The sequence below is a fragment of the Polaromonas sp. P1_F8 genome, assembly GCF_056405635.1.
Window position 1 is genome coordinate 79,370 of the sequence record NZ_JBFUBS010000009.1, and the last position, 24,209, is coordinate 103,578.

Annotated in this window: 24 protein-coding genes; 3 read left to right on the forward strand and 21 right to left on the reverse strand. The window is 62.4% G+C overall.

Going from position 1 to position 24,209, the window contains the following annotated elements; all coding sequences use genetic code 11:
* Positions 1-12 precede the first annotated feature (12 nt).
* Positions 13-1,617 carry an ABC transporter substrate-binding protein gene (locus AC1D1J_RS21295; protein ID WP_477695846.1) on the reverse strand — a complete coding sequence of 535 codons (1,605 nt, stop codon included), beginning with the start codon at positions 1,615-1,617 and terminating at the stop codon, positions 13-15.
* Between the two features lie 681 nt (positions 1,618-2,298).
* Positions 2,299-3,129 (reverse strand): YecA/YgfB family protein, encoded by an 831-nt coding sequence (locus tag AC1D1J_RS21300; RefSeq protein WP_477687486.1) that lies wholly within the window; start codon positions 3,127-3,129, stop codon positions 2,299-2,301.
* Between the two features lie 119 nt (positions 3,130-3,248).
* On the opposite strand from AC1D1J_RS21300, the gene AC1D1J_RS21305 reads away from it, so the two are divergent.
* Positions 3,249-5,030 carry an FMN-binding glutamate synthase family protein gene (locus AC1D1J_RS21305; RefSeq protein WP_477695800.1) on the forward strand — a complete coding sequence of 594 codons (1,782 nt, stop codon included), beginning with the start codon at positions 3,249-3,251 and terminating at the stop codon, positions 5,028-5,030.
* A 44-nt stretch (positions 5,031-5,074) separates the two neighbouring features.
* On the opposite strand, the gene AC1D1J_RS21310 is transcribed toward AC1D1J_RS21305, so the two are convergent.
* The 8 genes from AC1D1J_RS21310 to argS all read right to left on the reverse strand — a co-directional run bounded on the left by AC1D1J_RS21310 (position 5,075) and on the right by argS (position 13,343).
* The gene (locus AC1D1J_RS21310) at positions 5,075-5,494 is read right to left on the reverse strand and encodes a putative toxin-antitoxin system toxin component, PIN family (RefSeq protein WP_477695801.1); all 420 of its coding nucleotides are present in this window, start codon (positions 5,492-5,494) and stop codon (positions 5,075-5,077) included.
* The gene (locus AC1D1J_RS21315; protein ID WP_477695802.1) at positions 5,491-6,921 is read right to left on the reverse strand and encodes a THUMP domain-containing class I SAM-dependent RNA methyltransferase; all 1,431 of its coding nucleotides are present in this window, start codon (positions 6,919-6,921) and stop codon (positions 5,491-5,493) included. The genes AC1D1J_RS21310 and AC1D1J_RS21315 overlap by 4 nt, the downstream gene beginning before the upstream one ends.
* Before the next feature lie 40 nt (positions 6,922-6,961).
* Entirely contained in the window at positions 6,962-8,497 is a 1,536-nt protein-coding gene (locus tag AC1D1J_RS21320) for an RNA polymerase factor sigma-54 (protein ID WP_477687482.1), read from the reverse strand.
* Positions 8,498-8,643: 146 nt separating this feature from the next.
* A complete protein-coding gene (gene lptB / locus AC1D1J_RS21325; RefSeq protein WP_477687481.1) occupies positions 8,644-9,435 on the reverse strand; it encodes an LPS export ABC transporter ATP-binding protein in 792 nt (263 codons plus the stop codon).
* A gap of 14 nt (positions 9,436-9,449) precedes the next feature.
* The gene (lptA, locus tag AC1D1J_RS21330) at positions 9,450-10,076 is read right to left on the reverse strand and encodes a lipopolysaccharide transport periplasmic protein LptA (RefSeq protein ID WP_477687480.1); all 627 of its coding nucleotides are present in this window, start codon (positions 10,074-10,076) and stop codon (positions 9,450-9,452) included.
* 158 nt (positions 10,077-10,234) lie between these two features.
* Positions 10,235-10,897: a thiol:disulfide interchange protein DsbA/DsbL gene (locus AC1D1J_RS21335; RefSeq protein WP_477695847.1), complete on the reverse strand. Its 663-nt coding sequence runs from the start codon at positions 10,895-10,897 to the stop codon at positions 10,235-10,237.
* 82 nt (positions 10,898-10,979) lie between these two features.
* Complete coding sequence (locus tag AC1D1J_RS21340) at positions 10,980-11,615, reverse strand: SPOR domain-containing protein (protein ID WP_477695803.1); 636 nt, start codon at positions 11,613-11,615, stop codon at positions 10,980-10,982.
* A gap of 42 nt (positions 11,616-11,657) precedes the next feature.
* A complete protein-coding gene (argS, locus tag AC1D1J_RS21345; RefSeq protein ID WP_477695804.1) occupies positions 11,658-13,343 on the reverse strand; it encodes an arginine--tRNA ligase in 1,686 nt (561 codons plus the stop codon).
* 135 nt (positions 13,344-13,478) lie between these two features.
* On the opposite strand from argS, the gene AC1D1J_RS21350 reads away from it, so the two are divergent.
* A complete protein-coding gene (locus AC1D1J_RS21350; protein ID WP_457282371.1) occupies positions 13,479-13,775 on the forward strand; it encodes a PsiF family protein in 297 nt (98 codons plus the stop codon).
* A gap of 146 nt (positions 13,776-13,921) precedes the next feature.
* Here AC1D1J_RS21350 and AC1D1J_RS21355 read toward each other — a convergent pair whose 3' ends face one another.
* Positions 13,922-14,842 (reverse strand): HTH-type transcriptional regulator ArgP, encoded by a 921-nt coding sequence (locus tag AC1D1J_RS21355; protein ID WP_477695805.1) that lies wholly within the window; start codon positions 14,840-14,842, stop codon positions 13,922-13,924.
* Between the two features lie 96 nt (positions 14,843-14,938).
* Between AC1D1J_RS21355 and AC1D1J_RS21360 the strand changes: the two genes are divergently transcribed.
* Entirely contained in the window at positions 14,939-15,580 is a 642-nt protein-coding gene (locus AC1D1J_RS21360) for a LysE/ArgO family amino acid transporter (RefSeq protein ID WP_477687475.1), read from the forward strand.
* Positions 15,581-15,605: 25 nt separating this feature from the next.
* Here the strand turns inward: AC1D1J_RS21360 and AC1D1J_RS21365 are convergent, their stop codons facing one another.
* From AC1D1J_RS21365 to AC1D1J_RS21410, 10 genes are all read right to left on the reverse strand, one after another.
* Positions 15,606-16,055: a DUF2214 family protein gene (locus tag AC1D1J_RS21365; protein WP_457282368.1), complete on the reverse strand. Its 450-nt coding sequence runs from the start codon at positions 16,053-16,055 to the stop codon at positions 15,606-15,608.
* An 18-nt stretch (positions 16,056-16,073) separates the two neighbouring features.
* Complete coding sequence (locus AC1D1J_RS21370) at positions 16,074-17,006, reverse strand: LysR family transcriptional regulator (RefSeq protein WP_477695806.1); 933 nt, start codon at positions 17,004-17,006, stop codon at positions 16,074-16,076.
* Positions 17,007-17,107: 101 nt separating this feature from the next.
* Positions 17,108-17,941, reverse strand: coding sequence for a shikimate dehydrogenase family protein (locus AC1D1J_RS21375; RefSeq protein WP_477687473.1), 834 nt, complete (start codon positions 17,939-17,941; stop codon positions 17,108-17,110).
* Between the two features lie 97 nt (positions 17,942-18,038).
* Positions 18,039-18,827 (reverse strand): SDR family oxidoreductase, encoded by a 789-nt coding sequence (locus AC1D1J_RS21380; RefSeq protein ID WP_477695807.1) that lies wholly within the window; start codon positions 18,825-18,827, stop codon positions 18,039-18,041.
* A gap of 21 nt (positions 18,828-18,848) precedes the next feature.
* Positions 18,849-19,298, reverse strand: a complete 450-nt coding sequence (gene aroQ / locus AC1D1J_RS21385) for a type II 3-dehydroquinate dehydratase (RefSeq protein WP_477687471.1) — start codon at positions 19,296-19,298, stop codon at positions 18,849-18,851.
* 69 nt (positions 19,299-19,367) lie between these two features.
* A complete protein-coding gene (locus AC1D1J_RS21390; RefSeq protein WP_477687470.1) occupies positions 19,368-20,420 on the reverse strand; it encodes a Gfo/Idh/MocA family protein in 1,053 nt (350 codons plus the stop codon).
* A gap of 82 nt (positions 20,421-20,502) precedes the next feature.
* Positions 20,503-21,510, reverse strand: coding sequence for a TRAP transporter substrate-binding protein (locus AC1D1J_RS21395; protein ID WP_457282362.1), 1,008 nt, complete (start codon positions 21,508-21,510; stop codon positions 20,503-20,505).
* A 99-nt stretch (positions 21,511-21,609) separates the two neighbouring features.
* Entirely contained in the window at positions 21,610-22,893 is a 1,284-nt protein-coding gene (locus AC1D1J_RS21400; protein ID WP_457282361.1) for a TRAP transporter large permease subunit, read from the reverse strand.
* Complete coding sequence (locus tag AC1D1J_RS21405) at positions 22,890-23,420, reverse strand: TRAP transporter small permease (protein WP_477687469.1); 531 nt, start codon at positions 23,418-23,420, stop codon at positions 22,890-22,892. Before AC1D1J_RS21405 ends, AC1D1J_RS21400 begins: the two co-directional genes overlap by 4 nt.
* Positions 23,421-23,594: 174 nt before the next feature.
* The gene (locus tag AC1D1J_RS21410; RefSeq protein ID WP_477695808.1) at positions 23,595-24,191 is read right to left on the reverse strand and encodes a TetR family transcriptional regulator; all 597 of its coding nucleotides are present in this window, start codon (positions 24,189-24,191) and stop codon (positions 23,595-23,597) included.
* Positions 24,192-24,209 lie beyond the last annotated feature (18 nt).

The following is a 24,209-nucleotide window of genomic DNA, read 5'->3' on the forward strand; positions in this document are numbered from 1 at the left end:
GTCGGTGGGCTATCAGCGCTTGGAGGCGTTGAACATGTAGTTGCTGTCGAAGGTGGGGCCCAGCTTCAGGCCGTCCACGTTGCTCCGGAAAGCCGCCACCTCAGTTTGCTGGTACAGCATGATGAAGGGGCTGGTCTTGCGGAACTCGGCCTGCAGGTCCTCGTACATCTTCTTGCGCTTGCCGGCGTCGCGCTCCAGCACCGCCGCGTCCGACTGCTTGGTCAACTCGGGAATCGCCCAGGCATTGCGCCAGGCCAGCGGCTTGGCCTTGGCATCGTCGGCGTTGTCGGGGTTGCGCGTGAAGGTGTCGGCGTTCGAATGCGGGTCCCAGTAGTCGGCGCCCCACTGGCCGATGTACATGTCGTGGGTGCGGGCACGGTACTTGGTCAGCGTCTGCTTGCCGTCACCGGGAATGATCTCGACGTCAATGCCGGCCTGCTTGGCCGTCTGCTGGAAGGCCTCGGTGATGCCCTGTACCGGCTGGATGGTACGCATGTCGATGGTGACCTTGAAGCCGTTGGCAAGGCCCGCCTTGGCCAGCAGCGCCTTGGCCTTGGCCACGTCGAGCTTGTACGGCTTGACGGTGCTGGCGCCCAGCAGGCCCTGCGGCAAAAAGTTCTGGTTGATCACGCCGATGTTCTTGACCAGCGTGTCGCCGATGGCATCGTAGTCGACCAGGTATTTCAGGGCCTCGCGCACCTCGGGCTTGGCCAGGTTGGCGTTTTTCTGGTTCAGGCTGATGTAGTAGACCGTGCCCTTGGGCGTGGAGGTCATCTTCACGTCCTTGTTGGCCGAGAGCGCGGCGATGTCCTGCGGGCTCAGGTTGCGGGCGATGTCGATGTCGCCTTTTTCCAGCAGCAGGCGTTGCGTGGCCGATTCCTTGACGTGGCGGTAGATCACGCGGGCCAGCTTGGGCTTGGCGCCGTAGTAGTTGTCGTTGCGTTCCAGCGCCACGATTTCATTGGCACGCCATTCGCGCAGCTTGAGCGGGCCGGAGCCGGCGTAATTGGTTTTCAGCCAGGCGTAACCCCAGTCACCGTTGACCTCTTTCGATTGCACCAGCTTCATGTCGACAATGCCGGCCACGTTGGCCGTCAGGCAGTTGAAGACAAAGGTGGGTGCATAGGCCTTGTCGGTTTCCAGGGTCACCACGGTCGGGCTGGTGGCCTTGATCTTGTCCTTGACGTTGGTCTTGGAGAAACCGAACTGGGTCAGGATGAAGGCGGGGGACTTGTCCAGCATCACGGCGCGCTGCAGCGAATACGCCACTTCTTCGGCCGTGAGCGGATTGCCGGAGGCGAATTTGATCCCGGGCTTGAGCTCGAAGGTATAGGTCTTGCCGTCGGCCGAGACGGTCCAGGATTTGGCCACGTCGCCCACCAGTTTGGAAGGGTCGTTCACATCCAGGCGCAGCAGGCGGTCATAGGTGTTGCCCATGATCTCGCCGGCGGACAGCTCAAAGGCCTCGGCCGGGTCCATGGTGATGATGTCATCGAAACCGAAGGCCAGCACCAGGGTGTCTTTGGGCGTGGCGGCCAGCACGGCGCCGGCGCTGCAGGCCAGCATGGCGGCTGCGGCGGTGGCGCAAAGAACGCGGCGGCTGAGGTGGGGAAGCATGTGGTTCAAGATGATTTCCTTCGGTTGGACAGTCAAACAAACATTGCGCCTGACCGCTTGTGGCGGCCGCGCCCGGGGGTCTCAGGGGTGAGCAGGAATCATGCCCATACCGCTGGTGGTTGCCGCCGGTAACTTGTACATACAAGTCAGGGACCTGTTCACGGTCCAGGGCGACTGATGCATTCTGCGCCGCCGACCGCGCGCGTCAAGACCCGGGTTTTCCGCGATTGCTGACTTCATGAAAACCGGCGGTCCGGCGGCGGACCGCCTGGCCGTCGCCTATGTAGCCAACACCGTTGCTCCAAAAAAGTGTCCAGAAGCCGCCTTCCAGGGTGAAGCGTTACGACCTGCTGTTCGGCGGAATATCCTGGTGGACAACCGGCTGGACTCTGCGGGTTTTACCGGTGTTTGTTGTTGCTATTAAAAGCATAGCTGCTGGCGCCCATCCATATTGGGCTTAAGGCCGAAACCTCCCCTGAAAACAGCCTGAACCGGGTCTGGTTTCAGTTTGGGGGGGAAGTCCCTTCTTCTGGCGTGCGTTCGGGGGGGCGTGGGCCTTGTTTTTTCGGGTCAAAAGTGGCTAGAGGCCAATTAAATCGGGCGCAACAGGCTATGAAATTGATAGCGAATATTCAATGCGTCCGGATCCGGCAAAGGACACCTGCCGTCAGATCACGGCCTTTACCCCGCCCCGTGACATTTCTTGTACTTCTTCCCGCTACCGCAATAACACAGGTCGTTGCGCCCGGGCGTGGCCTCCACCCGCACCGTCTCGACCTTGGGGCCCATGGTCTTCCACAACTCACGCAGGTCATACACCGCCCAGATGGCCTCGCCAAACGCGTTGAGCCTGGCAATGCTGGTGCTGGGCGTGCCGTCTTCGCTCAGGGGTGACACCTCGGGCGGGGCGCTGTCGTCTTCGGTCATGGCGACCACGGCCTGCAGGGCACCATCGAGCCATTTGGCGGCGTCTTTGTCACGCGGCGCCATCCACTCGTCGGGCCAGCTTTCCACCGCAAACATGAAGCCCAGCGCCCAGACCTGCGCGAATGCGGGCAGGTCTTCACCCTTGAAGGCGGCACGTTCGTCGGGCGGCATGTCGGCCACGGCGCCGCGTATGTCCATGACCTCGGGGTGGTAGCAGTTGTCGTCTTCGAGCGAATCTACTTCGGCGTCCAGTGCCGTTTCGACTTCCTGCCAGCGCTGGCTCCAGAGCATGAGAAAGCGTTCACGTTGCGCCTCGCTGGCGAACGAACCGCCTTCCGGATCCGGCGCCTCGCCCTCAGCGGGGACGGCCAGCAGCACGGGCAGGTATTCGGCTGCCTCGATGGGCCGGCGCGAACAGATCACGGCGGCCATGAAGCCTTCGCAGAATTCCCACTGGGGTGTTTCGTCGTAACGGGTGCGCAGGTCATCGAGGATGGCATCGAGCTCGTCGAACGCCTCGACTTCCAGGAAAACCGGCTCCGGCGAGGGCTTTGAGGGGATGACGGATTTGGGCGTGGACTTCATGAAAAAAACAGTTATGAGCGTCACGTGAGGCTCTTATGATGCAAAGTGTATCTGGCGCGTCGCGGCTGCATGCCTGTGTTTTGTGCCCTTTTGTGATCCCCTCCCACGGAAGCCCTGTCATGTTTCTTCAGCGCCTGGATGCCTGGTTCCCCGTCCGTTACACCTTTATGGCCCTGTGCGGGCTTGCCGCGCTGCTGGGGCTGCTCGGCCTGATGGTTTTTGGCGTGGGGAAGCTGGCGCTGGTATCCCTGGTGGCCGGCGTGGTGCTGGTGTGTGTCGGTGTGCGCGACTTGCGGCAAACGCGCCATGCCGTGCTGCGCAACTACCCGGTCATCGGCCACATGCGTTTCCTGTTTGAGTACATCCGGCCCGAAATGCGCCAGTACTTCATCGAAAGCGACAGCGAGGCCACGCCGTTTTCACGCGCCCAGCGCTCGCTGGTGTACCAGCGCGCCAAGGGCGAACCCGACAACCGACCTTTCGGCACGCAGCTCGACGTGGGCGCGCAAGGGTATGAGTGGGTCAACCATTCGATGTCGCCGACCAAACTGCCAACCCACGACTTTCGCGTCTGGATAGGCGGCACGCCCGATCACCCGTCGCCCTCGGTGGAGCCCTGCACACAGCCTTACCACGCCAGCGTGTTCAACATCTCGGCGCTGAGCTTCGGATCGCTCTCGGCCAATGCCATCATGGCGCTGAACAAGGGCGCCAAACTCGGCGGCTTCGCGCACGACACGGGCGAGGGCTCGATCTCGCAGCACCACCGGTTGCATGGCGGTGACCTGATCTGGGAAATCGGCTCGGGTTACTTTGGTTGCCGCAACGAGGACGGCACGTTCAGCGAGGAGCGTTTCGCCACCAACGCACGCGACCCGCAGGTCAAGCTGATCGAGCTCAAGATGAGCCAGGGCGCCAAGCCCGGCCACGGCGGCATCCTGCCCGGGCCGAAGGTCACCGAGGAAATCTCGGCGGCGCGCGGTGTGCCGCAAGGCAAGGACTGCATCTCGCCCTCCAGCCACAGTGCGTTTTCCACGCCGGTCGAGATGATGCATTTCATCGCCAAACTGCGAAAGCTGTCGGGCGGCAAGCCGACCGGCTTCAAGTTCTGCATCGGCCACCCCTGGGAGTGGTTTGCGATTGTGAAAGCCATGCTGGAGACCGGCATCACGCCGGACTTCATCGTGGTGGACGGCGCCGAGGGCGGCACGGGCGCTGCGCCCGTCGAGTTCACAGACCACGTGGGCGCACCGCTGCAGGAGGGCCTGCTGCTGGTGCACAACACGCTGATCGGCGTGAACCTGCGCAGCCGCGTTTCCATCGGTGCCGCCGGCAAGGTGGTGAGCGCTTTTGACATGGTGCGGCTGATGGCGCTGGGCGCCGACTGGTGCAATGCCGGGCGCGGTTTCATGATGGCGCTGGGCTGCATCCAGGCGCAAAGCTGCCACACCGGAAAATGCCCCACCGGCGTCACCACACAAGACCCGGTTCGCCAGCAGGCGCTGGTGGTGCCCGACAAGGCCGAGCGGGTGCGCAACTTTCACCGCAGCACGCTGCATGCGCTGCAGGAGCTGGTGCAAGCCGCGGGCCTGTGCCACCCGCGCGAAGTCAACGCGCATCACATCGTGCGGCGGCTGACGGATACCGAGGTACGGCTGCTGAGCAACCTCATCATGCAGGTGGAGCCCGGCGCGCTGCTGGGCTCGCTGGAAAAACAGAACACGGTGTTCAGCTACTACTGGCCGCTGGCCAGCGCGCACAGTTTTCGCGCCAACGGCGTAGGGCCCGGGGGGCACATGCCTGCGCAGGCCAACGGCATCCGTGTGCCGGTGACGGGTGATGCCTCGGCGGTATCGGGGGCAGTTCCCCCCGGCGCCTCCGCAGAGCGCGCTGCGGGTTGAACGCCCCTCACGGCGTTTCAGGGCGATGAACGGGTTGCTATCAGTTAAATAGCTGCTTGCGCCCGTATTCCCTGGGTCAGGAGCCTTTTTTTCATTGAAAGCACATGCCGGTCCTTGCTGAGCAGCAAGGCCTTGCCGGCCACCGCCAGGTCGATGAACTTCTGGTCGTCGGGGTCGCTGCAGGTGACGCCCGCCTTGGCTGCCACCTCCGTCAGGCGAGCATGCCGGTCAAAGGCGGCGAGCACGTCACCGGCGCTTAATTCGTAAAACGCCAGGCGGGGAATGATTTGCGGATAGGCCAGCACGCGCTCAAGTTCGTCGCGCATGGCCTGCGTGGCCAGCCAGTCGAGCTCGCCGGCCTCCAGCGCTTTTTTCAGTGGCTGCGCTGCCGCATCGTTGAAGACAAACACGTCGAGGACGATGTTGGTGTCCAGCACCACAGGCTGGCGCACTGAGGCCGTCACGCCGCCGGCTCGTTCGGTGGGGTGAGGGTGGCTGCGCCGGGCTTGCCGCGTGCGGAGCCCGCCACCATGTCAAAGCGGAACAGGCGGCATTCGATGGGACCGTTCCACATCGGCACGCGCCGCGATTCTTTCAGACGCATCTTGCCGGGTAGTTTGAGGTCGGGCGTGAGCACGTGAGCGGTCCAGCCGGCGTAGTTTTTCTTCCAGTGCGCGGCCAGTTGCGGGAAGAAGTCCGTCGCTTCTTCGCCCCAGGCGTTTTGTGCCTGCTCGCGGCCGGGATTGGCAGAACGGTCCCGCGATGTCTCGAAGGCGGGTTCTTCACGCGTGTCGCCCTGATCACCGCTGTCCCGGTTCAGCGGCTGGCCAAATTCGTCGATGGGCTGGTTGCGGTGGTCCTGCTGCACGCGTCCTTCGGCATGTCCTTGCTGGCGGCGCTGGTCGCGTCCCTGCAGGCCGGTGATGCCGGCCACGCCTGCCACATCGATCCGTTCGCCGTAAGGCGGATTCACCAGCATCACGCCCGAAGGCGCGGGCGGCATGCGCTGCAGTGCGTCGCCGCCGCGGAATTCCACCGCATTGGCTACGCCGGCACGCTCGGCATTGCGTTCGGCGAAATCGACCATGCGGAAGGACACGTCGCTGCCGAACACCGGCGCGGTGGGTTCGGTGATGGCGGCTTCGGCCTGGTCCAGCAGGCCATCCCACACATGGCCCTGGAAGGGCAAGTATTTCTGGAAGGCAAAGCGTCGGTTGATGCCGGGCGCAATGTTGCAGGCGATTTGCGCGGCTTCAATCGCGATGGTGCCCGAGCCGCAGCAGGGGTCATAGAGCGGCACGCCTTCTTTACAGAGCTGATCCCAGCCGCTGGCGGCAATCATGGCGGCGGCCAGGGTTTCTTTCAGCGGGGCATCACCCTTGTCTTCGCGCCAGCCGCGCTTGAATAGTGGCTCGCCCGAGGTGTCGATATAAACCGTGACGGTGTCCGTCGTCAGGTGCACGTAGACGCGCACGTCGGGCCAGCGCGTGTCGACGCTGGGCCGCACGTCGTCGAACTTGGCGCGAAAGCGGTCGGCGATCGCGTCCTTGATCTTCAGCGCCGCGAAGTTCAGGCTTTGCAGCGGACTGTGCTGGGCGGTGATCTCGACCTTGAAGGTCTGCTTGGGCGTGAACCAGATTTCCCAGGCCACATTGGCGGCAGCGTTGTAGAGGTCTTGTTCGCTGCGGTACTGGTTGTGCTGCAGCTCGATCAGTACACGCTGCGCCAGCCGGCTGTGCAGGTTGAGCTGCAGCGCGTCGCGCCACGAAGCCTGCAGCTGCACGCCGGCGCGCCAGGCTTTGCCGTCGATCCCGGTGACACGCTTGACCTCGGTGGCCAGCAGGGTTTCGACGCCTGCGGCGCACGGTAAAAACAATTGGAGTTGATTCATGACTGACTTTGAGGGACGGGCAGCGCGGCCTGGTTGGCGGCTAGAGTGATTTGCGCAGGTTGGCGGGCGCGATGCGGAGCGCCTCGCGGTACTTGGCCACGGTGCGGCGTGCGCATTCAATGCCCTGCTCCTTGAGCATTTCGGAAATCTGGTTGTCGCTGAGCGGCTTCTTGAGGCTTTCTGACGAGACAAATTGTTTGATGAGCGCGCGCACCGCTGTGCTGGAAGCATTGCCGCCGGTTTCGGTGCCGAGCGCGGAACCGAAGAAATACTTGAGCTCGAAAGTGCCGAAAGGGGTGCCCATGTACTTGGCCGTGGTCACGCGTGAGATGGTGGATTCGTGCAGGCCCAGTTCGTCGGCAATTTCGCGCAGCACCAGCGGGCGCATGGCGAGTTCGCCGTGCGTGAAGAAGTTTTTCTGCCGCTCCACGATGGCGCTGCTCACGCGCAGGATGGTGTCAAAGCGCTGCTGGATGTTCTTGATGAACCAGCGGGCCTCCTGCAGGCGCTGCTGCAGCGCCTGGCCGCCCTGGCCCTTGTGCTGCTTGAGGGCATTGGCATAAATGTCGTGCACGCGCAGGCGCGGCATGACGTCGCCATTGAGCGAAACCTTGAAGCCCCGGCCCGATTTGATGACGATGACGTCGGGCACGATCAGGTTGCGCTCCACGTTTACAAAGCGGCGTCCGGGCTTGGGGTCGAGCCGGCCTATCACCGTGATCGCACCCTTGATGGCGGCTTCGGTGAAACCGCACAGGTGAGACAGGCGCTTGACGTCGCGCTTGGCCAGCAGCTCCATCGGTTGCTTGCACATGGCAATGGCGGCGCGGGTTTCCTCGCAGTCCTTGCAGTCCAGCAGCTGCAGACTCAGGCATTCCGCCAGGTTGCGCGCACCGACACCGGCAGGCTCCATGTGGTGCAGCAGCTTGAGCGCCATCGCAAAACGCTGCTCCAGCTCTTCCGCCTGCGCCATGTCATCTTTTGCTAGACCGGCCGCGAGCGACGCCAGGCTGTCTTCAAGGTAGCCGTCGTCGTTGAGCGATTCAATGAGGAAGTGCAGCGCGGCGCGGTCTTCTTCCGACAGGCGCAAGCTCAGCGATTGCCGGTGCAGGTGGTCCTGCAGCGACTCATGGCTGCCCGTGAGGTCGGAGGCCTCGGCTTCGCTCTCTTCATTGTTGTTCTTGCGCGCCGGTGCGTCACTTCCCCACTCGCTGTCGTCGGGCGCGGTTTCTACCGTGCCATCGCCTTCCCAGCTTTCCTCGAGCTTGGGCTCCGCACTGACTTCTGCGTCATTCGGGGTTGCAGCACTGGTCTCGTCGGCGCCGCCAGCTATCGAATCCGTAGCAGATTCAAACTCGCGGCTGTCCTGGCTGACCGGCGTGTTGATGTGCTCCAGCCCAAACTCTTCGCGCACCGCCGTCTCTTCCGACACTTCCAGGAACGGGTTTTCGTCGAGCATCTGCTCGACCTCCTGGCTCAGCTCAAGCGTCGACAGCTGCAACAGCCGGATCGACTGCTGTAGTTGAGGTGTCAGCGCAAGATGCTGCGAGACGCGTAATGACAGACCTTGTTTCACTGGACTTTCAAACTTGCGGAAGGTTGAGGCGATACGTCTTTAACCAGCGGGCGCCGCGGAACTGGCTTTGCCAGGCCGCAGGCGCCGTCCCTGGAGGGGGAGAGGGAGCTACACGAAGTGAGCGACAACAGGGGGGAGCCATCTTCTTACATCTTGAAGTGCTCGCCCAGGTAGACGCGGCGCACATCGGCGTTGTTCACGATTTCGGAAGGCGTACCCTGGGCCAGCACGTGGCCGTCGCTGATGATGTAGGCGTGGTCGCAAATGCCAAGTGTTTCACGCACGTTGTGGTCGGTGATCAGCACGCCGATGCCGCGCGATTTGAGGAAGCCGATGATGCGCTGGATTTCGATCACGGCAATGGGGTCGATACCGGCAAAGGGCTCATCCAGCAGGATGAAGCGCGGCTGGGTTGCCAGCGCCCGCGCGATTTCGACCCGGCGGCGTTCACCGCCGGAAAGCGCCGGCGCCGGTGAATTGCGCAAATGATCTACCCGCAAATCCTGCAGCAGCGCGTCGAGCCGCGACTCGATGTCTGCGCGCCCCAGCGGTTTTCCGGCTTTGTTGAGCTGCAGCTCCAGCACGGCACGCACGTTTTCTTCCACCGTGAGCTTGCGGAAAATCGACGCTTCCTGCGGCAGGTAGCTCAGGCCCAGGCGGGCACGCAGGTGAATCGGCATGTGCTCGACCGATTCGCCGTCGATGGAAATTTCGCCTGCATCGGCGCGCACCAGGCCCACGATCATGTAGAACGAGGTCGTTTTGCCGGCACCGTTGGGGCCCAGCAGGCCCACGACTTCGCCTTTTTGCACGGACAGCGAAACGTCCTGCACCACCTTGCGGCTGCCGTACGATTTTTGCAGACCTTGCGCAACAAGGCGACTGGGGGTCAAGGCAGGAGCGGCCGGGGCCGCTGAAGTGTCAGTCACCACATCCATCTGTGCAGGTCTTTCTAGTTCTTTTCATTGCCCAGCGTCGTGCTGGGGCGCAGAACCGGGGCGGGGCCTGCGGGCGGCGCCGCGACGGGTGTCGAGGCTGTCGCGCGGGGTGACAGCATGGCGCGAACCCGCCCCGTGGGGTTGCTGGCCGTGCGGTTTTGCGCGCCCCCATCCACGGTGAAGACGTCGGTGTTGTTGTCGTAAACGATCAGGCTGCCGGTGGTTTCGTCCACCAGGGTGGCGCCGTTGTAGCGGCGCACCACCGCCCGCTTGATGAACTTCACCAGGTCGGCACGGCTGTCATATTCAATGCGTTCGCCTTCGCCTTCGATGTATTCGTCTACGCCGTCACGCTTTTTCCGGTAAAACGCCAGCTTGCCGGGCGCCGCGACGGACACCGCCTGCTGGTAGCCCTCGGGATCCTGCATGACGTCAACGCGCTCGCCGCGCACGATGGTCGTGCCCTTGGTGATCACCACATTGCCGGTAAAAACGCTGGTTTGCTTCAGGTCGTCATAACGCAGGGCATCTGCTTCCGCGTTCATGGGCTTGTCCCGATCAGCTTTTTCGGCAGCGGCCGGGAAAGCCGACCCCAGCGCCAGGATGACCGGCAGGATGAGGGAAAAAATGGGGTGTTTCATAAGGCACGAATCTTGCTGCTTGGTGTTGGGTCATTGTAGCCATGCCAGCTGCGGGAATGGCTTACACCGAAAAAGTAGGGGCATAAAAGCCATAAAAAAACCCGCCGTGCAAAGGGCGGGTTTTCGAAAGGCAGGCGCCGGCCTGGCTTTGCCGGGCCTTACTTTTTGGCGTTACGGGTCTGTCCAACCAGGTAATCGGTGACCTGCAGCGCCCGTGCCATGGTCTGGGTCAGGGAGCCTGTGGTGTAGTAACGCCCTGCGATACCCAGTGCGGGAACGCCGTCAACCTTGTACAGGTCCTGAAGTTGCGTCGCTTTGCGTGCTTTGGTCGTCACCGAAAAGGAGTTGTACATCTCCGCAAACTTGGCCTTGTTGAGGCCCTGTTTTTCAGCCCAGGCAATCACCGCATCGGCGGTATTGAGCGGCTGTTTTTCTACGTGAATGGCGTTAAACACCTTTTTATGCAGTTCTTCGACCTTGCCCATGGCCTCGAGCACGTAATAAAGGCGCTGCTGGGGTTCAAAGTCTGGACGGAAGGACACGGGCACGCGCCTGAGCGTGACGTCTTTCGGCAACTGCTTGGCCCAGGCTTCGAGCTGGGGCTCAAAGGCGTGGCAGTGCGGGCAGCTGTACCAGAAGAACTCCACGACTTCAACCCGGCCTGCGGGTGCCTCGGTCGGAACGGGCTTGTCCAGTGTCAGGTAATCAACACCTTCCTTGAAGGCGTTGGCCTGGGCGCGTGCCGCGGTAGACAGCGTCGTGCCGCCCAAGGTAGCAGCAGCCATGGAGGCGGCAGAAAGCGAAAACTCACGGCGTTGCATCAAATTTTTCTCCTGAATGACGGTAATACTCGTACGGGTTGGTACAGCGGCCGCTGAAAAAGTTCAGTCGCCCCGCAAAGTGTCAGCGCTGGACCCTGACCAGGGCCGTTTCTACCGAGTTGTTGTCCAGGCGCTCCTTGGCTTTGTCGGCGTCTTCCTTTTTGTCGAAAGGCCCGAGGCGTACGCGGTAGACGGTGCGGCCGGCTTGTTCGCGCTCGGTCACTTTGGCCTGCATGCCCAGCAGCAACAGCTTGGCGCGTTGCTGTTCGGCGTCTTCCGGCGTGCGAAAGGCACCGGCCTGAATGAAATAGCTGAAGGGATCCGCTCCTGGAGCGGACGACAGGCCTTCGACCTTGGCCTTTGCCAGATCGCCCAGCGGATCGGCAGGCGCTGCTGGTTTGGCCACTTTGGCCGGCGCCGAAGCGGCGGCCTTGGGGGCGGGCCCGGCGGAGGGGTCGGGTACCGGAACACCAGGCACTTCAACTGCGGCCGGAGGCGGCGGCTTGGGCTGGTTCTTGCCGGCCAGCGGGGCGTTCGGGTTCCAGTCCTTGTTTTTCTTGGCTTCCGCAGCGTCGCTGTCGGGGTTGCGTGCCTGGCTCTTGTTCATGAACGGAACCGGCACCTTGGTGATGTAAACCGCCACCGCCAGCGCCGCGCCCAATCCGATCAGCGCGCCAATGATCAACCCCAGCAGGGTTCCGCCTCGTTGTGTATTCATACCTTGCCCACGTTCATTGCCTTGTCCTGAAATTCGCATGGTTTACATCTTGCGCGGGGCGCTCACGCCCAGCACTGCGAGGCCATTGTGCAACACCTGAGCGGTCGCGGCGACCAGCGCCAGGCGGGCAAGCTTCACAGCTTCGTCGTCCACCAGGATGCGCTCGGCATCGTAATAGCTGTGATAGCTTGCCGCCAGTTCCCGCAGGTAAAAAGCCACATCGTGTGGTGCAAATCCGTCAGCCGCATTGGTCAGCATGTCGGGGTACTTGGCCAGCAGCAGCATCAATGACTGCGCCTGCGGGCTCTCCAGCGCCGAGAGGTCGACAGCTTTGAGGCTTGCTTCGTCGCCACCCTGGCCGGCCCAGGTGGTGAGGATGGAGCAAATGCGCGCATGCGCGTACTGCACGTAGTACACCGGATTTTCGTTGTTCTTGGCCAGCGCCAGGTCGATGTCGAAGATGTATTCGGTGTCGGGCTTGCGGCTGAGCAGAAAGAAACGCACCGCGTCGGCGCTGGTCCATTCGATCAAATCGCGCAAAGTGACGTAGCTGCCGGCACGCTTGGAAATCTTGACCTCTTCGCCGTTGCGCACCACGCGCACCATGGTGTGCAGGACGTAGTCGGGGTAGCCCTGCGGAATGCCTTCGCCAGCGGCCTGCAAGCCGGCGCGCACGCGGGCGATGGTGCCGTGGTGGTCCATGCCCTGAATGTTGATGGCCTTGCCGAAGCCGCGCTCCCATTTGGCGAGGTGGTAGGCCACGTCCGGTACAAAGTAGGTGTAGCTGCCGTCGCTCTTTTTCATCACGCGGTCTTTGTCGTCGCCGTAATCAGTCGACTTCAGCCACAGCGCGCCGTCCTGCTCGTAGGTCTTGCCGGCGTCCTTCAGCCTGGTCACGGCGCTGTCGACACGGCCCGAGCTGTACAGGCTGGACTCGAGGTAGTAGTTGTCGAACCTGACCGAGAAAGCCTTGAGATCCAGGTCCTGCTCGTGGCGCAGGTAGGCCACGGCGAACTGGCGGATCGAATCGATGTCTTCCACGTTGCCCGAAGCGGTGTATTCGCGGTCGTCAGACTTGACGGTCTTTTTGGCCAGGAAGTCAGCGGCGATGTCGGCGATGTAGTCGCCGTTGTAGGCCGGCTCAGGCCAGCCGGCATCACCAGGTTTGATGCCTTTGGCTCGTGCCTGCGTGCTGGTAGCCAGGGTCTGGATCTGCACGCCCGCGTCGTTGTAATAGAACTCGCGCCAGACTTTCGCGCCCTGAGTGGCGAACAGGTTGCAGATCGCATCGCCCAGCGCGGCCTGCCGGCCGTGGCCCACATGCAGAGGGCCGGTCGGGTTGGCCGAGACGAACTCGACGATCATCTTGCGCGCCGGGTCGGCGGGCTGTACGCCGAACTGCGCGCCGGCGGCCAGCACCTCGCGCACGGTCTCCTGCTTGGCGGCGGGCTTGAGGCGGATGTTGATGAAACCGGGGCCGGCGATTTCGATGGCGTCTACCCAGCGCTCAAACGCGGGCTTGGTGAGCAGGTTGGCGCGCAGGTTCTCCGCCACCTGGCGCGGGTTGAGCTTGAGCGGCTTGGCAAGCTGCATGGCAGCCGTGCAGGCGAAGTCGCCATGGGCCGCCACTTTGGGGGATTCAAAGGCAGCTTTGTCGCCTGCGCCGGGGGAAAGTTCTTCCAGCCCCGCAGCCAGGGCCGCGAGCAGGTCTTTTTTAATCGAGAGCATGGGCTGATTTTACGTTTAAGCCATGCGCCGTCCGGAGCCGGTAAATGCCCGGTCATCGAATTTGCCCGGCACGGCGTTATGTGTTGGAATTCCAGCCGGAACTCAAACCTGATTCCCCAACCCAATGGAGCCACCATGAAAAAGCTGTTATCCCTGATCGCCGCCGTTTTTGCCGTCTCGATGGCCTTGTCTCCGGTGGCCCACGCCGCGGACGCTCCAGCCAAAACCGCGCAGCAAACCAAAATGGGTGCCTGCAACAAGGACGCTGAAGGCAAGAAGGGCGACGAACGCAAGGCATTCATGAAAGAGTGTCTCAGCGCCAAGAAAGAAGCGCCAACGCAGCAAACCAAAATGAAAACCTGCAACGTCGACGCCAAGGGCAAAAAAGGCGACGAACGCAAAGCCTTCATGAAAGAGTGCCTGAGCAAGTAGCCAGTCGCATCAAACAGAACCAGCCCGCCATGGATGTTATGGCGGGCTTTTTTTGCGCCAAACTTCTTTGCGAATGCTATTAATTCAGTAGCTGCTTGCGCCCGTCCACAAAGCGCAAGCGGCACTTTTTTCTCATAAACGCACCGTCACACCTGCAGTAGCTGCTCTTGCGCCGCCTGCTTGACCGCTTGCGTCAATCGCTGTGCCGCAGCGGGTTCACGTGCCCAGTGCTGCCAGTACAGCTGCACGTCGACCGTGCTGCCCGGCAGCACCTCCTGCAGCGGCGGCTTACGGGCGCGCGCGGCCAGCAACAGGTCGGGCACCATGCCCCAGCCCATGCCAAGCTCCAGCGCAAGCTCGAACGCATCCACCGCCGGCACGAAGTGGCGCGGGTACAGCGCGTCGCGCAGCCCGAAATGCTGTTCAAGAAAAGTATCCTGCAGCGCGTCCTTGCGGTTGAAGATCACGGCAGGGCTGGCCAGCAGGCGATGGGCCAGCCGGTTCGGTGCGGCCTTGCCACCCGCCGCGGGCTCGTTCCACTGCGCCACCAGTGCGGGCGAGGCCATGCAGCGGTAACGCATCACGCCCAGCGGTTCAGCCACGCAGCCCCTCATGGCCTGCGCCAATGCAGTCACGCAGCCCGTGACATCTCCGCTTTTCAGGGCTTCGTGGGTGTGGTCCTGATCGTCCACCACGACATCGAGCAGCAGGCCGTGAGTGTGCAGGGCTGAGGCCACGCCCGGCAAGAACCACGTGCTCAGGGAGTCGGCGTTCACCGCCACGCTGAGGCTTTGCAGGCGCGCGGGCTTTCCCCCGCCCTGCAGCCCGGCCAGCAGGTCGCCTTCCATGAGGCGAATCTGCCGGGTGTGCCCGAGCAAAGCCTGGCCGGCCGACGTGGCGCGTACCTGTTTGCCGCGCACCAGGAGCCGCTGCCCCAGTGCGTTTTCAAGTGACTTGATGCGCAGGGACACGGCAGCCAGCGTCAGGCTCAGGGCCTTGGCGGCTTCGCCGAAACTGCCGTGCTCGATCACGGCGGCCAGTGCTTCGAGTTGTCGGGCGTCGAGCATGTTGTTAGGCGCCTATTAAATCAATTAATAATTGACTAAAGCTAGTTTTAGTTAATTCTATTTAACTATTATGAGCCTTGGCACACACTTGCGGCCATGAACCCGCTCACCGCCCCCGCTTTTCTGACCGGCATGGTCCTCAGTCTCTCGCTCATCATGGCCATAGGCCCGCAGAACGCCCACGTGATCCGCATGGGCCTGCTGCGCCAGCATCTCTGGCTCACCGTCGCCGTCTGTGTGCTGACCGATGTGGCCCTGATCGCCGCAGGCGTTGCTGGCCTCGCGCAACTGGGCGGTCTTTCCGACAAGCTGCTGGGCGCCATGACCGGCGCGGGCGCGCTGGTGCTGCTGGTGTATGGCGCCCAGGCCATGCGGCGTTTTCTGCAGCCTGCGCACGCGTCTGCCCGGAACCCCGATATGGCCGGCGCAGAGGCCATGCCGCGCCGCAAGGCCATCGGGCTGGCACTGGCGCTGTCGTGGCTCAACCCCCATGCATGGCTGGACACAGCCGTGGTCATCGGCACCGCATCACTGGCTTACGCCCGGCCGGACAACGCCGTGTTCGGCCTGGGCGCCATCACGGGTTCATTGCTGTGGTTTACCGGCCTGGGTGTGGCGCTGTGGTGCGTGGGGCGCAGGCTCAACACGCCAGCCATATGGCGCGCCATGGACCTATTGGTGGCGCTGATGATGTGGGGCACCGCCTTCTGGCTGGTGCATGGCCTGTTTTCAGCCTGACGCCGGCGGCAGCACTGGCGTGCGCCTAACCAAAGCCGCGGGCCAGAAAGACGGCGGCCAGCGGAATGAAGGGCAGTATGTGCGCCTGCACCATCACCAGCCGCCGCGCTTGTTTGACTTCCAGTGCATCGGGCAGGGCGCCGCTGGCGCGCAGCTCGCGGCGCCAGCGCAAAAACATCATGGTGGGCTTGATGGAAATCAGCCCGATCGCCAGGAACATGACGAGCTTGACGTACAGCAAGGGGTTGTGGGCGTACCAGGCTGCGCCCTTGCTGCCCAGAAACACGCGCGCCAGGCCGGTCAGGAACACCGCGCCGGCCGAGATGCCGTAGACCATGTCGATCTTGCCGAGTCTCTCGATCACGGCGGCGTTCAGCCACTCGGTGCGGCACAGTGCCGCCTCACTCGCCAGAAAAACCACCATGGTGAGAATCGCCAGCAGGTGGGCATAGGCCAAAAGAGATTCGAGAACCATCGTCGGGATCCTTTCCAGTCAGGGTTTTGTGGTGGTGGCGGCTGGCGACGAGCACCAGAACTCCGGTTGGCTGTAATGGTGCTTCAGAAAATCCAGCCAAAGGCGAACCCGCAGTGGCAGGTGCTTGCGTTGCGGAAATACGGCGTAAATACCGTTGGGCGGCGCGGCAAAATCCTCCAGCACCGCCACTAGCTGGCCGGCGGCAATTTCCGCCTCGACCTCCCAGGTGCTGCGCCAGGCAATGCCATAGCCTCCGAGGCACCAGTCATGCAGGACCTGGCCGTCCGAGCAGTCGAGCGGCCCGCCCGGCTTGAGGTGGATTACTTCCCCTTCGACCCGAAACGCCCAGCCCCGCGTTTGCGAGGCGTCGCTGGACAGCGTCAGGCAGTCAAATTTCGCCAGCTCGCTGGGGTGCTGGGGCGTGCCGTGGCGAGCCAGGTAGGCCGGCGTGGCGACGCACAGGCGGCGGTTGTCGGCCATGCGCACGCTCACCAGCGAAGAGTCCGGCATGTCGCCGACGCGCACTGCGCAGTCAAAACCCTCGCCGGCCAGGTCGACCACCCGATCGCTCAGGTTCAGCGAGATCGTGACATCGGCATGTACTTCGCGAAAGCGTGTGACCAGTGGCGCCACATGGCGGCGGCCAAAGCCGGCAGGCGCTGTGATGCGCAAGTGCCCGCTGGCCTTGACGCCGCCGGCCGACACGCTGGCTTCGGCGTTGGCAAAATCAATCAGCAGGCGCTGGCAGTCTTCAAGAAAGGCGCTGCCTTCATGTGTCAATGTGATGCGCCGGGTGGTGCGCACCAACAGCTTGACGCCCAGGCGGCCTTCCAGCGCATCAAGCCTGCGCCCCATGATGGCCGGCGCCACGCCTTCGGCGTTCGCGGCAGCGGTCAGGCTGCCGCGCGTCGCAACCGACACGAAGGATTCAAGCTGCTTGAGTTTGTCCATGCTGGATTATGTCCATGAACGTCTGAAATCAGACGTTTTTAGCATTGATTCCAACACTTCCTGCTCCAGGGCGCACGGTGCACGCGCCTTCCTGCACTTTTTTAATAACTCAGCCGGGCCACCGACCGCAAGACGTCCGGTGTGGTGGTCGGCAGGCCAAAAAACTCGAGGTAGGCCGGGATCTGCTCGAACAGCATGTCGGACCCCACTTGCACCGTACAGCCACGCGCCTTGGCCGCCGCCAGAAACGCGGTCATTTCCGACTTCATGACCACTTCGCCCACGAAGCTGGAGGCGGCGATGCGCGAGACATCCATGGGCAGCGGATCGCCTTCGTTCATGCCCATGGGCGTGGCATTGACGACGAGGTCGTAGCCTGCCGGGTCACTGGACCCGGTGGAGAGTTCCAGTGCCGCGTAGTGCTGACGCAGCCGCCCTGCCAGGGCCTGCGCTGAGTCTGCATTGACGTCGCACAATCCCAGCGCGCGCGCGCCAGCCTTGGCCAGTGAAGCGGCAATGGCCGAGCCCACGCCGCCGCTGCCGACGACCAGGGCACGTTTGCCGCGCGGATCAAAGCCCTTGCGCTGCACGCCGCGCACAAAACCTTCCCCATCGAACATGTCACCCACGAGCTTGCCGTTCGCGTCACGCTTGACGGCATTGCAGGCGCCGGCGATGCGTACCGTGGTTGTGGCTTCGTCCAGCAAATCGACTGTCGTGACCTTGTGCGGCATGGTGATCAGCGCGCCGCGGAAATTCTCCAGGCAAGACACCGACCGCAGAAAGGCCGGGTAGTCTTCGGCTTTGCAACCCATGGGCACGACCACCGCGTTCACCCCTGCCTGTTCAAAGTAGGGGTTGTAGATCATCGGCGCCTTGAACGAATGTGTCGGGTAGCCGATGTGGGCGATGAGTTCGGTATGGCCGTTGATCATGGAAGTTCCAGAAATTTGCAGTTAAACCGCTGTTGAAAATAACGCCGAAGGATCAGTGCTGACGGTCATTCACCGGCAACAAAGATGCCTTTGGCGATCAATACAGGCCAGGGGTGCCACCGCCGTCCACAGCGATGGCCGTACCTTGAATGTGGCGGGCACTCTCCGAACACAGGAATATCGCAAGTGCGGCGACATCCTCGGGCGTACCCAGCCGGCTGAGTCCTTCGCGCGCGATTTGTGCCTGTCGTTCTTCTTCGACGGGCTTTCCACTTGCGGCTGCACGCTGCTGAAACAGTTGCGCTACACGGCCTGTTTCAGTCAAGCCCGGAAGAATGGCGTTGACATTGACGCCGTCCCGCTTTCCAAGCCCGGACAGGCCCTTGGTGAAGTTGTGCATCGCAGCGTTGACCGACCCACCGATCAGGAAGCCCGGGTCGGGCGTACGGGCAGCGCCGCCAATGATGTTGACAACGTGCCCGCCCGCAGTTTTCAACATCGGCCAGAACAGGCGGCACAGGTTCACGCAGCCGAAGAACTTCAATGCAAAGCCGTCATGCCATGCGTCCTCCGGAAGGTCCAGAAACGCACCGGCGCGCGTGGCACCCGCGGAATTGACCAACACGTCACAGCGCCCAAATTTTTCGGCCACCAGGGTGAACACCGCTTTGCAACCTTCTGCGCCTCGAAGATCCGCAGCACATATCTCAGGGCGGATTGCTCCGGTACTGGCAATCGCGTCCGCGGTAGTCTTCAGGTTCTCAATGGAGGATGCTGCCAAAACGGTTTGCGCACCGCGTGCGGCAAACGCAGCGGCGATGCCATGGCCAATGCCGCGGCTGGCACCACTTATAACGATGACTTTTCCAGCGAACTCCTGCGACATGGCCGCTCTCTTTCTGATGATTTACGAAACCCTTGCAGCGTTGATCGCCGAAACAGCCGCGCGCAATGCCAGAAGGTAGCTGTCTGCGCCAAAGCCGCAGATCTGCCCCTTGACGATTTCGGCGAACACCGACACATGGCGGAAAGGCTCGCGGGCGTGGATGTTCGACATGTGGAGCTCGACAACCGGCACGGTGAGGATGGCCAGCGCGTCGCGGATGCCGTAGCTGTAATGCGTCCAGGCACCGGCGTTGATCAGCACGGCATCGACCTTGTCGGTAAATGCCTGGTGGATCCGTTCGCACATGTCACATTCGCTGTTGGTCTGGAAATGTTCCACCTCGGCGCCGAGCTCCCGACCCAAAGCCTGCAGGCTGATATTGATTTCATCCAGCGTGATGGTGCCGTACTGCGCCGGGTCGCGTTTGCCGAACATGTTGTGGTTGATGCCGTGAAGCATGAGCACTTTCATGGTGATTTCTTTCCTGGTTGTTGACGTTGTTTGTCGTGGTTTGATTTGTAGGTGGGAGGGTCGAGCTGCTTAAACAACGGGCAACTCGATCACCTGGCCGGTCTGGGCGGCCTGGGCAATGGCCTCGGTGATGCGCAGGTTCAGCAGGCCGTCGCGGGCGCTGACCAGCGGCGGTGCTTCACCACGAATGACGGCGCCGAAGTGCTCCAGCTGGTGCTTGAGCGGATCGTCGCGCACCATGTCGGCCACGCTCTCGTCAAATGGCTTCCACCAGGAACGGTCTTCCGGCCTGGGGTAGGTTTTCAGGCGCATGGTCGGAACCGACAGGCTTCCGTTGGTGCCGGAAATGACGTAACAGTCTTCGTCGCCATAGCTTGGGTAGGCCTTGTTTTCCTGGGAGGTTTGCTCCCAGCTGCGCGCGCAGGCGGCGGTATCCGACAGCATGAAGCTGCCCAGCGCGCCGCTGGCAAAGCGCAGGTTGATGGCCACCGTGTCTTCCACCGGAAAGCCGCGCGTGGCGTTCGAGGAGAAAGCCTGCACGGCCACAATGTCGCCGCACAACATACGCAGGTTATGCACCTCGTGAATCATGTTCAGGAGGATGGGGCCACCGCCGATCTCGCGGCGCCATGGCGCGTCTTCATAGTAGCGGTCGGGCTTGAAGAATGCGGCGCTGCCCATCACGGCGACCAGCTTGCCGAGTTTTCCCGAATCAACGATTTCTTTCGCTTTGGCCATGATGGGGCTGTGCGCGCGATGGTGGCCGATCAGTACCTTGGCGCCCGTTTCAGCGACCGCCTTGACCAGTTGTTCACCTTCGGCAAGCGTGGGCGCGATGGGCTTTTCCAGCAGGATGGGCACACCGGCCTTGATGCACTGCAGGGCCTGCGGCACGTGCAGCTGGTTCGGCGTTGCAAGGATCACGCCGTCGGGGCGGTCCTTGCTGAGCAGCTCATCCAGCGATGGGTACAGCGGAACGCCCGCCCTGGCGGCGATAGCCTTTGCCGCCGGCGCAGGATCGACAATGGCCGAAAGGATGCAGGTTGGGCTCTCTTGAGCCACATCCATGTGGGCGAGACCGATGTAGCCGGCCCCTGCGACAGCGATGCGGATTTTGCTCATGAAGGAAAGATACCCGGAACCGGAATGAAAGAACAGGCCGGCCCGGCGCTCCGGTGCGCTGGGCCGGCCGGGGCGTGAAATCTTATTTGCGCAGTTTGGCGAGCTCTGCCTGCAGTGCGCCGACCACATCGGCACCCACGATGGCCGAGTGCTTCTCGATCACGGGCTTCATCTTCTCGCGGAATTTGGCCATTTCTGCGGGGCTGAATTCGCTGACCTGCATGCCGTTCTTCTTCAGGTTTTCGAGCGCGGTGCCGGACTGTTCACGCGAGGCCTTGCGCTGGTACGCAGCAGCTTCGGCGGCCGCATCCGAGAATATTTTTTTCTCATCATTGCTCAGGGTGTCCCACAGCTTTTTGCTGACGATGACGGTTTGCGGGTTGTACTGGTGGTTGGTCACCGCCAGGTACTTTTGCACTTCGTAGAACTTGTTCGCGTTGATGACCGTGAACGGGTTTTCATGGCCGTCAATGGCTTTTTGTTCCATCGCGGCATAAACCTCGGGAAAAGCCATCGGCGTCGGGTTGGCGCCCAGGGCGGTCACCCAGTCGATGTTGATGGCATTGGGAATCACGCGCAGTTTCAGGCCGGCAATGTCGTCCACCTTGGTGATGAGGCGCTTGCTGTTGGTGATGTTGCGAAAGCCGAGTTCCCAGTAGGCCAGCCCATGGATGTTTTTGGCATCGAGCTTGGTGAGCATCATTTTCCCGAAGGGCCCGTCCACCACGGCATCGGCTTCCTGCGAGCTTGCAAACATGAACGGAAAATCGAAAACGGCAAATTCCTTGGCCTGGCTGGCCAGGATGCCGGAATTCATCACCACCATTTCAAGCGTGCCGCCTTGCAGCGCGGAGATGTTCGGCGCGTCACCGCCCAGCACACCGCCGGGGAAGAGGTTGACCTTGATCTTGCCGCCCGATTTCGCTGCCACGGTTTCAGCGAATTTTTTCATGCCCAGCACAATCGGATGGCCATCCGGGTTCTGCGTGGCGAACTTGACGGTGCGTTCCTTGATGTCCTGGGCTGAGGCCATGCCGAAGGCCGCCAGGGCGACGGTGGCGAGGACGGATTTGATAAACAGGCGTTTCATGGTTGTCTCCGGTTTTTTGAGGGGATGAGGTGTCACGGTACGCTTTGACGTGGCTGCCGGCCGTGGCGTACCCAGCACGCCCGGCAGCGCGGAAAGTTGTCAGCCGCCGTAGAACCAGCGCGCCGGAATGATGACGATTTGCGGGAAAGCCACCATCAGGAACATGATGGCGAACTGGGCCCACATGAAGGGCAACACGCCCTTGGTGACTTCGTCCATGCTCACCTTGCCCACCCCGGCCACCGTGTTCAGCACCGTGCCCACCGGCGGGGTGATCAGCCCGATGGCGTTGTTGATGATGAACAGCACGCCAAAGTACACAGGGTCAATGCCGGCGGCCTTGACGACCGGCATGAGCACCGGCGTCAGCAGCAAGATGGTGGGTGTCATGTCCAGCGCGGTTCCCACCACCATCACCAGCACCATGATTGCCAGCATCAGCAACTTCGGGCTGTCCAGAAGCGGCTGCAGCAGGGCAACCACCTGGCCCGGTATCTGCGCTACCGTGATCAGCCAGGCCGACACCATGGCCGCGGCCACCAGGAACATCACGATCGCGCTGGTCTTGGCGGCGCCCACGAACAGCGGGTAGAGCTTCCTGAGCGTGAGTTCCTTGTAGACGAGCACGGAGACCAGCGTTGCGTACACCGCAGCAACCACGGCGGCCTCGGTCGGCGTGAAGATGCCGAACTTCAGGCCGAACACCACAATCAGCGGCAGCACCAGCGCCCAGGTCGACTCCTTCAACGCCACCAGGACTTCTGCACGGCTCTTGCGCGGCGGGGCTTTCACCACTTCCTTGCGCACCAGCCACCACCAGGTGAGCCACAGCGACAACCCCAGCAAGAGACCTGGGAAGATGCCGGCCAGGAACAATTTGGAGATTGACACATTGGCGGCCACACCGAAGATGACAAAGGCGATCGAAGGCGGAATGACCGGGGCGATGATGCCCGCCGATGCAATCAGCCCTGCGGAGCGCGCCTTGTCATGGCCGGCGGCCACCATCATGGGCAGTAAAAGCGACGCCAGCGCAGCCGCGTCGGCCACGGCAGAGCCCGACAGCGCCGCCATGATGACCGCCGCCACGATCGTGACATAGCCCAGGCCGCCCTTGATGTGGCCGACCAGGGCCATGGCGAGGTTGACGATGCGGCGCGACAGGCCACCTGCGTTCATGACCTCGCCGGCGAGCATGAAAAAGGGCACGGCCAGCAGCGGAAAGCTGTCGGCGCCGTTCACGACGTTCTGTGCCAGGATCTGCGCGTCAAACATGTCGAGGTGCCACATCAGCGCCGCGCCGCACAGCAGCAATGAAAACGCGATCGGGATGCCCAGCGCCATGGCGGCCAGCAGCGATCCGAGGAATATAGCGATGGTCATGCCGGACCCCCTTCATGTGGCTGGTCTTCGGATTCCCTGATCATCATCAGCTCGCCGTCTCCGGTCTTGCCGCTGAGCAGCCTGACCAGGTCGCGCAGCAGCAACAGGCCGCCGAGCACGGCGAACACCATGCCCGAGCCGTAGAACCAGCTCATGGACACTTCCATCACGGCACTGGTGGTGGTCCAGTTGATCTTGACCTGCTCCCACGCACCGCGGAACATCAGCCAGCAGGCAAAAATCATCAGCAGGTAACCGATGCCCAGGCATATCTTCTTGCCCCTGGGGCCCAGGCGCCCCACCAGCATGTCGGTGCCCAGATGCCCGCGCTCGTTGATCGCCACCACGGCACCGAGAAAGGTCAGCCAGACGAACAGCCAGCGGGACAACTCCTCTGACAGATTGATGCCCGAGTTGAAGCCATAGCGCAACACCACGTTGCCGAACACCAGCACCACCATCAGTGCCAGGAACAGCGCAATCACGCCATCCAGCACCCGGCAAAACCGGTTTATCCATTTGTCCATGTTGTCTCCTTTTTATGCGTGGCCGCGCGCGCGGCCGTCCAGCGCTGAGCCTGTTGAGGATTGCCTTAACCCATAATGTACGAACTAGTTAGTTTTAATCGAATCGGTAGAAACCCGACATGCCGGCCCCCCGGCCGGCGCGATCCGGAAGTTACTTGCGCACGAAGCGCACGATCATTTCGATGATGCTGTCGCGGGGGGGGGGGGGGGGGGGGACGCATGAATGTCGATCGGGTCCAGGCCGGTACGGAATATGCCCGCCGCCACGCCGCGCTCGTAAAGCTTGCGGATGGCATCGATGGCCGGCACATTGAGCTGCTGGATGATTTTGCTTTGCGCCAGGTAGGTGCCGCGCTCCATGTTCTCGGACATCACCAGCCGGATATAGCCCGGGTTGCTGTGGTGATGGTCGAAGGTAAAGCCCACCAGGCGGCGCAGCGCATCTTCCGGCAGCAGGTCTTCCAGGTGCAGTTCCGCCTCGATGCTGCGCATGCGCCGGTACGACTCCTCCAGTACGGCGAGGTACAGCCCCTCCTTGCTGCCGAAGTAGTAATAGATCATGCGCTTGCTGGTCCGGGTGGCGGCCGCGATCTCGTCGATGCGTGCGCCGCTCAGGCCCTTCTCGGCGAATTCCGCTGTGGCCACTTCGAGGATGCCGGCCATCGTGCGCGCCGGATCGTTGGTGCGCGTGGCCGTTTGCACAACCGGGGCCCTGCTTTTGCGCGTACGCACCTTGGCCGAAGCTGCCTGCGAATGTACTGTTTCGTCCATTCGCGCAGTATAGGGGGC